We start from the raw sequence: 322 nt of genomic DNA on the forward strand, positions 1-322 counted from the left end.
GTCGAAGCGGGGGTCTTGGCGATGAATTGCAGCGCGGCATCCAGGGCCGAGGTGGCCAGCACGCGCTTGAAGCTGCCCTGGAAGACGACATCGTCAACCTTGGCAGTGCCGAGCGCGACATCGCCTTTCGCTTCGCCAAGGACGAGATGTTCGGGCCGGACGGCGAGCACAATTTTGGCACCGGCAGGCGACGCGCCGGGCAGCGAAATCGGCCCGACCGCCGTCGAGGCCGTGACGATCCCGTCCTTCGCCTCGGTCACGGTGCCGGCAAGGATCGTGCTCTCACCCATGAAGGTAGCGGAAAAACGCGTCGCCGGCCGCG

Annotated in this window: 1 protein-coding gene; it reads right to left on the minus strand. The window is 66.8% G+C overall.

The window, feature by feature from the left end:
- A partial coding sequence (locus EN852_RS37855; RefSeq protein WP_135879840.1) for a TOBE domain-containing protein occupies positions 1 to 322 on the minus strand: 322 nt, incomplete at both ends.

Source organism: Mesorhizobium sp. M2E.F.Ca.ET.209.01.1.1, from assembly GCF_004010375.2.
Classification (GTDB): domain Bacteria; phylum Pseudomonadota; class Alphaproteobacteria; order Rhizobiales; family Rhizobiaceae; genus Mesorhizobium.